Genomic DNA, 7,574 nt, shown 5'->3' on the forward strand with positions numbered 1-7,574 from the left:
ATGATCCTGCGTGCTCAAGAGCGAGGCGAAATCAAACCCGGCGACACTCTCATTGAAGCAACTAGCGGTAACACTGGTATTGCTTTAGCGATGACTGCTGCGATGTTGGGTTACAAGATGGTTTTGGTTATGCCTGAAAACCAAAGTATTGAGCGTCGACAAAGTATGGCTGCTTATGGTGCTGAGTTAATTTTGACGGCAGCTTCTGGCGGCATGGAATTTGCCCGTGACTATGCGCTGCAATTGCAGAAAGAGGGTCGCGGTAGATTGTTAGATCAATTTGCGAATCCGGATAATCCACGCGCTCACATCGAGACTACTGGCCCAGAAATCTGGCGTGATACTGATGGTCAAGTTACCCACTTTGTTTCCTCGATGGGTACTACTGGAACCATTACCGGAGTTTCTACCTATCTCAAGTCCATGAATCCCAATATTCAGATTATTGGCGCTCAACCGGAAGAGGGTTCGCAGATTCCTGGTATTCGTAAGTGGGCTCCAGAGTATCTGCCAAAGATTTATCAGGGCGACAAGGTTGATCGTATTGAGTATGTAAGCCAAGCGGATGCTGAAGAGATGGCCCGTCGCCTTGCTGCTGAAGAGGGTATCTTCTGCGGTATTTCAGCTGGCGGGGCTTTGGTTGTTGCCTTACGAATTGCTCGCCAAGTAGAAAATGCCACGATTGTCTTTATTGTCTGCGACCGTGGCGACCGTTATCTTTCTACTGGGGTTTTCCCAGCGTAATACATTCAATCTAAGCTATTAAGCTTGTTTTTGTTTTTTCTTACTAGCAGGCTTCTTCGGTTTGGATTTGACCGGCTCCTCTGACTTTGTTTCTGACTTCGCTTTACTTGCGGTAGTGGGAACGACACTCTGATTTTTATAGCCTAGCACTTCTGCAAACTCAGCAACACTTTGTGCGTAAAAGTAACTGCGGTTGTATTGCACAATCGTCAGAAAATTATTGAGTCCAACGACGTAACGAACCTGATCGCTACCGTCTTTATCGGGGTAAGGTAGATCAACAATGAGGGCCTTGCTTTGTGGTTCAACACCCCCAGCCTGAAGATCGCCTTGCTCTTTAGTGAGGATGCCTTTTGCGATGAGCTCTTGAACCGAGTATTTGAGTTGTGGCTCTCCATCTGCTAGCGCTCTCGCCTCACTGACTGCCCCTTCCTGAACAGGGAAGTAAATCGGCATTCCAGGTTGCCAGCCATGCTTTCTCATAAAGTTAGCCACGCTAGCAATAGCATCCTTAGGACTTTGTTTAAGGTCAATGCGCCCATCACCATCGCCATCTACTGCGAAGCTGCGAATACTACTTGGCATGAACTGTGGCAGACCAATCGCACCAGCATAGGAGCTGTTCTGATTTAGGCAGGCATTAAAGCGAGTTTGATTCAATCCTTGCTGGCTATTATTGGCGGGCAAGCTGCCACCCACTTCAGTCCAGCACATCAGGATGAGTTCTTGCAGTTGGTCTTTAAAGAGCTGCTCTCGACTGGCTTTGTTGGGTGTATCTGGGTAGCTAAAAGCTAATGTAGAAAGTGCATCCTTGACCCGGAAATTACCGGTTTGACGGCCATAAATGGTTTCAATACCAATAATGGAGACGATGATTTCAGCTGGGACGCCTGATTCTTGCTCAACCTTGCTTAAGAATGCCTGGTTTTGCTCCCAAAAGACCTTGCCAGCTTTCAGGCGAACTGGCTCAATAAAACGCTTGCGATAGGCGACCCAATTCTTTTTAAAGCTGCCCGATGGGGGTAATACCAATTTGCGTATGGAAGGGATCGTTTTAGCATCAGAGAAACCCAATTCAAGGCTGGTCTGAGGGATTCCCTGGGTTTGGGCAATTTGAGCGATTAATTCATTGAGATTTTGGCTAAAACGGGCTTCTGTTGCGACATCTTCAGTCTGGTTTACGATAGTCTCTGTAGGGCTAACTTGCTGAGTGGGGATGCTGGAGCATGCCCCTAGAAGTAGGGTTATGAATAGTATTGATGTGAGATTGGAGATGCGAAAATTCATGGATAAGAAAGTGGGTTTTTGATGTTCTGCTAGGTTTAATTAAATTATAAAAATTATAGTTTTGCTATTGAGGATTTCTAGTAATGACAACAGGATACATAACTCATCCAGACTTTCTAAAGCATGAGATGGGTAGTCATCACCCCGAGTGCCCAGAGCGCATTCAGGCAATTAATGATCAGCTGATTCGCAGCGGTGTAGATCGTTTTCTGCATCATTTAGATGCGCCATTAGCAACTGAAGACCAATTGGAGTTAGTTCACAGCCCAGATCATATCGCCTTTGTTAAAGAGCGTTCGCCTGCTAGCGGTTACTTCATGCTCGATGGTGACACTATTATGAACCCTCATACTTGGAGCGCCGCTTTGCGTGCTGCAGGTGCTGCCATTGCCGGTGTGGATGCGGTTATGAAGGGTGAAGTTGAAAATGTGTTTTGTGCGGTGCGCCCGCCAGGTCACCATGCGGAGCCAACCCGCTCTATGGGATTTTGTGTTTTTGATAATGTAGCAGTAGCAGCACGATATGCCATGGAAGAGTATGGCATTGAGCGTGTCGCCATTATTGATTTCGATGTCCATCACGGTAATGGTACTGAAGCAGCATTCTTTAATGATCCTAATGTGCTGATGTGTAGTTTCTTTCAGCACCCGTTTTATCCCTACAGCGGCTTAGATGGGGCAAACAATATGGTGAATGTTCCACTTCCTGCATCTACACGTGGTGATGTGGTGCGATCGATAGTGGAAGAACAGTGGTTGCCGCGTTTACGAGACTTTGAGCCAGAGCTCATCATCATCTCTGCAGGCTTTGATGCTCATCGCGAGGATGATTTGGGGCAGATGGGCTTGGTAGAGGATGATTATGCTTGGATGACTAAGCAGCTCAAGGGGATTGCAAACCAATATGCTCAAGGTCGCATTGTCAGTTGCCTAGAGGGTGGCTATAACCTTTCTGCTTTGGGCCGCAGTGTGGTTGCGCATGTTAAAGCACTCGCAGATATTTAAGAGAAATTAGCAGTTCAGATTAAAAAAGACCAATCTTTAAGGCGCATATGGCTAATATTTTTGAGCAAGGTTTAGAGCGAAACTCAGCCAACTTCACTCCGATTACCCCACTATTATTTCTTGAGCGATCAGCACAGGTGTATCCAGATCGCTTGGCAATCGTTCATGGCAAGCTGCGCCAGACTTGGAGCCAGACTTATGAGCGTTGTCGTCGCCTAGCAAGCACTCTGCAAAAGCATGGAATTGGCTTGGGCGATACCGTTGCCGTGATGTTACCTAATACGCCCCCAATGGTTGAGGCGCACTTCGGAATCCCGATGGCTGGAGCAGTATTGAATGCCCTAAACACACGCCTTGATCCAGAGTCAGTTGCCTTTATGTTGAATCATGGTGAAGCAAAAGTGGTGATGGTGGATCCCGAATTCTCGGGAGTGATGAAAAAAGCCCTTGAGATCGCGAAGAAAGAAAGTGGCCGTGAGTTTTTAGTAATTGATGTCGAGGAAAATGAGTTTGATGTTCCTGGTGAAAAGTTAGGCGCACTGACTTATGAGAAGCTCTTATCTGAGGGCGACCCCCAGTTTGCATGGCAAGTCCCCGCGGATGAATGGCAAGCCATTTGCCTCAATTACACCTCTGGAACTACCGGCAATCCAAAAGGCGTGGTGTATCACCATCGTGGCGCAGCCATTAATGCCGTCTCGAATATTTTGGATTGGGACATTAATAAGCACCCTATTTATCTCTGGACGCTCCCCATGTTCCATTGCAATGGTTGGTGCTTCCCCTGGACGATAGCTGCTCGTGCAGGTATTAATGTCTGTCTACGTCGCGTTGATGCGCAACATATTTTTGCTGCCATTAAAGAGCACGGTGTTACGCATTACTGTGCAGCTCCCATTGTGCATAACCTTTTAGTCAATACCTCCGATGAATTAAAGGAGGGTGTACCTCCTGGAGTGAAGGGTTTAATCGCAGGCGCCGCACCTCCAGCTTCGATTATTGAAGGCATGGAAAAGCTCGGGTTTGATTTGACGCACGTCTACGGATTAACTGAGGTCTACGGTCCCGCAGCAGTTTGTGTAAAGCAGGATGAGTGGAATGAGGTAGATATTGGTGAGAGGGCTCGCCTCAATGCCCGTCAAGGTGTTCGTTATCACATGCAACAAGCAATTGCTGTTCTTGATCCTGAGACTCTTAAGCCTGTGCCTGCTGATGGTGAGACCATGGGCGAAATTATGTTTAAGGGCAATATCGCCATGAAGGGTTACCTCAAGAATGAGAAGGCAACTAAAGAGGCCTTTGAGGGAGGCTGGTTTCATTCTGGTGATTTAGCAGTGATGAACCCTGATGGCTATATCAAGATGAAAGATCGTAGCAAGGACATCATCATTTCTGGCGGTGAAAATATTTCCTCTGTGGAGCTTGAGGATGTTCTCTATCGTCATCCAGCAGTGATGGCAGCTGCAGTAGTTGCCAAGCCCGACGATAAGTGGGGCGAGACACCTTGTGCATTTTTGGAGATCAAGCCCGGTATGGAAGTGACGCCCGCTGACATCATCGCCCATTGCAAGCAGCATCTGGCTGGTTTTAAGGTTCCAAGAGCCATTGTTTTCTGTGAGCTACCAAAGACCTCTACCGGCAAGATTCAGAAGTTTGAATTGCGTAAGCAGGCAGGATCCGCTTCAGCAATCGACGTCTAACTCTAATTGGTGCTAGACGGATAAAATAGAAAAGTTACTCAAAAATAGAGAATTCAGCATGAAAATCTTAGTCGCAGTAAAGCGTGTCGTTGATTACAACGTCAAAATTCGGGTTAAATCAGATAACTCCGGTGTCGATTTGGCGAACGTCAAAATGAGTATGAATCCTTTTGATGAGATTGCAGTGGAAGAGGCGGTTCGACTCAAGGAGTCAGGCGTTGCGACTGAGATAGTGGTAGTTTCTGCAGGCCCAACTCAATGTCAGGAAACATTGCGTACTGCTTTAGCAATTGGCGCTGACCGCGCTATCTTGGTAGAAACTGATGCCGAGTTGCAGCCTTTAGCAGTTGCGAAAATTCTGAAAGCCCTTTCTGAAAAAGAACAAGTGCAGATTGTAATTTTGGGTAAGCAAGCAATTGATGACGATAGCAATCAGACTGGACAGATGTTGGCGAGCTTGATGGATATTCCGCAAGCCACTTTTGCCTCCAAGGTGTTAGTTGCAGACGGTAAAGCAAGTGTGACCCGCGAGGTAGATGGTGGCTTAGAAACAATCGCGATTACCTTGCCTGCGGTGATTACTACTGACTTGCGTTTAAATGAGCCGCGTTATGTAACTTTGCCAAACATCATGAAGGCAAAGAAAAAGACTTTAGAAATTGTAAAACCCGAAGATCTTGGTGTAGACATTGCCCCACGTCTTAAAACCCTCAAAGTAGAAGAGCCACCCAAGCGCTCTGCCGGTGTGATGGTAGCTGATGTAGCGGCTTTGGTAGATAAACTTAAAAATGAAGCGAAGGTGATTTAAATGGCCGCACTTGTTATTGCTGAACACGATAATCAATCCTTAAAGGCAGCCACGCTCAATGCGGTAGCAGCCGCTTTACAGTGTTCCCCTGAGGTAGATGTATTAGTAGCTGGTAGTGGTGCTGATGCTGCCGCTTCGGCTGCTGCCCAAATTGCTGGTGTGCGTAAAGTGATTCAGGTAGATTCTGCATCATTAGCCGATCAACTGGCGGAGCCTTTAGCTGCGCAGATTCTTTCGATTGCTAATGGTTATAGCCACATCCTGGCACCAGCAACTGCCAATGGTAAGAATGTATTGCCAAGGGTAGCTGCAAAGTTAGATGTTGCACAGTTATCGGATATCACTAAGGTTGTCTCGACTGATACTTTTGAGCGCCCGATTTATGCCGGCAATGCGATTGCTACTGTGCAATCCGCTGACCCTATCAAAGTAATTACTGTTCGTACAACCGGTTTTGATCCAGTTGCTGCAAGCGGTGGATCTGCTGCAGTAGAAAAGCAAACGGCTGCTGAGGTTTCTGGCAAATCATCTTTTGTGGGTCGCGAGTTGACTAAGTCAGATCGCCCTGAATTAACTGCCGCCAAAGTGATCGTTTCGGGTGGTCGTGGTTTAGGTTCTGGCGAGAAGTATCAAGAGATCGTTGTGCCATTGGCTGACAAGCTAGGTGCAGCCCTAGGCGCATCGCGCGCTGCAGTGGATGCTGGTTATGTTCCAAACGACTATCAAGTAGGCCAGACTGGCAAGATTGTTGCTCCACAGTTGTACATCGCAGTAGGTATCTCTGGCGCTATTCAGCATTTAGCTGGAATGAAGGACTCTAAGGTGATCGTAGCAATTAATAAAGATCCTGAAGCACCAATCTTTAGTGTTGCTGATTATGGTCTCGTTGCTGACTTAAATACTGCTGTACCTGAACTGACTAACTTGCTTGGCTAGGACATCCCTTTAACTATCTTTACACCTAATCCATAGGAATCTTATGCCTTATGTAGCCCCAGTAAAAGACATGCTATTTGTGATGAACGAGCTAGCGGGGCTATCTGAGGTCGTTTCTTATCCATCTTATGCTGAGGCCGGTGCTGATGTCGATTTAGCCCCAGCAATTTTGGAGGAGTCTGCCAAATTCAATCAAGACGTTGTAGCACCCCTTAATTGGGTTGGCGATCAAAATCCTAGCTCTTTAAAGGATGGCATCGTTACAACTACACCTGGCTTTAAAGATGCTTTTGAGCAATTTGCTGCAGCAGGTTGGCAGGGCGTTGTTCATCCTGCAGAGTTTGGTGGTCAAGGCTTACCAAAGCTCATTGCAACAGCATGTTTTGAGATGGTTCATTCGGCTAGCCTATCGTTTGCTTTATGCCCAATGCTGACCGATGGTGCAATTGAGGCCTTGTTAACTGCAGCAAGCCCTGAGTTGCAAGAGGAGTGGACTGGCTCCATGTGTCTCACGGAGCCTCAAGCAGGCTCTGATCTATCAATGGTGCGTGCTCGTGCTGTGCCTGAAACTGATGGCGCATACAAAATTTTTGGCACCAAGATCTACATCACCTATGGTGAGCACGACATGGCAAAAAATATTGTCCATCTCGTATTAGCTAGAACGCCAGATGCTCCAGAAGGTGTGAAAGGTATTTCTTTATTTGTGGTGCCAAAGTTTTTGGTGAATGCAGATGGCTCACTTGGTGAGCGTAATGATGTTCACTGTATCTCGATTGAACACAAGCTTGGTATCAAGGCTAGCCCAACTGCAGTCTTACAGTTTGGCGATCATGGTGGTGCAACTGGATATTTAGTAGGCGAAGAAAATCGTGGGCTGGAGTACATGTTCGTGATGATGAATGCAGCTCGCTTTGCAGTGGGTATGCAAGGTATTGCGGTTGCAGAGCGTGCCTATCAGAAGGCGGTGCAGTATGCCAAAGACCGAGTGCAAAGTCGTGATCTAGCTGGCTCTCCAGGTCCTGTAGCAATTATTCATCAGCCAGATGTAAAACGGATGCTGATGACTATGCGCGGCTATATCGAGGCATCTAG

At 47.0% G+C, this 7,574-nt stretch carries 7 protein-coding genes; 6 read left to right on the forward strand and 1 reads right to left on the reverse strand.

The window, feature by feature from the left end; translation table 11 throughout:
• Window positions 1–744, forward strand: a 744-nt coding sequence (gene cysM, locus B7X71_RS10040) for a cysteine synthase CysM (RefSeq protein WP_293600661.1), incomplete at its 5' end; no start/stop codon positions are given.
• Window positions 745–762: 18 nt separating this feature from the next.
• On the opposite strand, the gene mltB is transcribed toward cysM, so the two are convergent.
• Window positions 763–2,031 (reverse strand): lytic murein transglycosylase B, encoded by a 1,269-nt coding sequence (mltB, locus tag B7X71_RS10045; protein WP_293600663.1) that lies wholly within the window; start codon window positions 2,029–2,031, stop codon window positions 763–765.
• Between the two features lie 83 nt (window positions 2,032–2,114).
• Between mltB and B7X71_RS10050 the strand changes: the two genes are divergently transcribed.
• The 5 genes from B7X71_RS10050 to B7X71_RS10070 form a co-directional block, all read left to right on the forward strand.
• On the forward strand, window positions 2,115–3,035 hold the full coding sequence (locus tag B7X71_RS10050; protein ID WP_293600665.1) for a histone deacetylase family protein: 921 nt from the start codon (window positions 2,115–2,117) through the stop codon (window positions 3,033–3,035).
• Window positions 3,036–3,082: 47 nt separating this feature from the next.
• A complete protein-coding gene (locus B7X71_RS10055) occupies window positions 3,083–4,735 on the forward strand; it encodes an acyl-CoA synthetase (protein ID WP_293600667.1) in 1,653 nt (550 codons plus the stop codon).
• A gap of 58 nt (window positions 4,736–4,793) precedes the next feature.
• Window positions 4,794–5,543 (forward strand): electron transfer flavoprotein subunit beta/FixA family protein, encoded by a 750-nt coding sequence (locus B7X71_RS10060; RefSeq protein WP_293600669.1) that lies wholly within the window; start codon window positions 4,794–4,796, stop codon window positions 5,541–5,543.
• Window positions 5,544–6,479, forward strand: a complete 936-nt coding sequence (locus B7X71_RS10065; RefSeq protein ID WP_293598760.1) for an electron transfer flavoprotein subunit alpha/FixB family protein — start codon at window positions 5,544–5,546, stop codon at window positions 6,477–6,479. It begins immediately after the preceding gene.
• Between the two features lie 43 nt (window positions 6,480–6,522).
• On the forward strand, window positions 6,523–7,574 hold a 1,052-nt coding region (locus tag B7X71_RS10070), incomplete at its 3' end, for an acyl-CoA dehydrogenase family protein (RefSeq protein WP_293600671.1).

It is taken from the genome of Polynucleobacter sp. 39-46-10 (assembly GCF_002282275.1).

Bases quoted from the DNA above. Each gene is read 5' to 3' on its own strand.
- mltB (WP_293600663.1), bottom strand. From the start codon at position 2,031: ATGAATTTTCGCATCTCCAATCTCACATCAATACTATTCATAACCCTA.
- B7X71_RS10050 (WP_293600665.1), top strand. From the start codon at position 2,115: ATGACAACAGGATACATAACTCATCCAGACTTTCTAAAGCATGAGATG.
- B7X71_RS10055 (WP_293600667.1), top strand. From the start codon at position 3,083: ATGGCTAATATTTTTGAGCAAGGTTTAGAGCGAAACTCAGCCAACTTC.
- B7X71_RS10060 (WP_293600669.1), top strand. From the start codon at position 4,794: ATGAAAATCTTAGTCGCAGTAAAGCGTGTCGTTGATTACAACGTCAAA.
- B7X71_RS10065 (WP_293598760.1), top strand. From the start codon at position 5,544: ATGGCCGCACTTGTTATTGCTGAACACGATAATCAATCCTTAAAGGCA.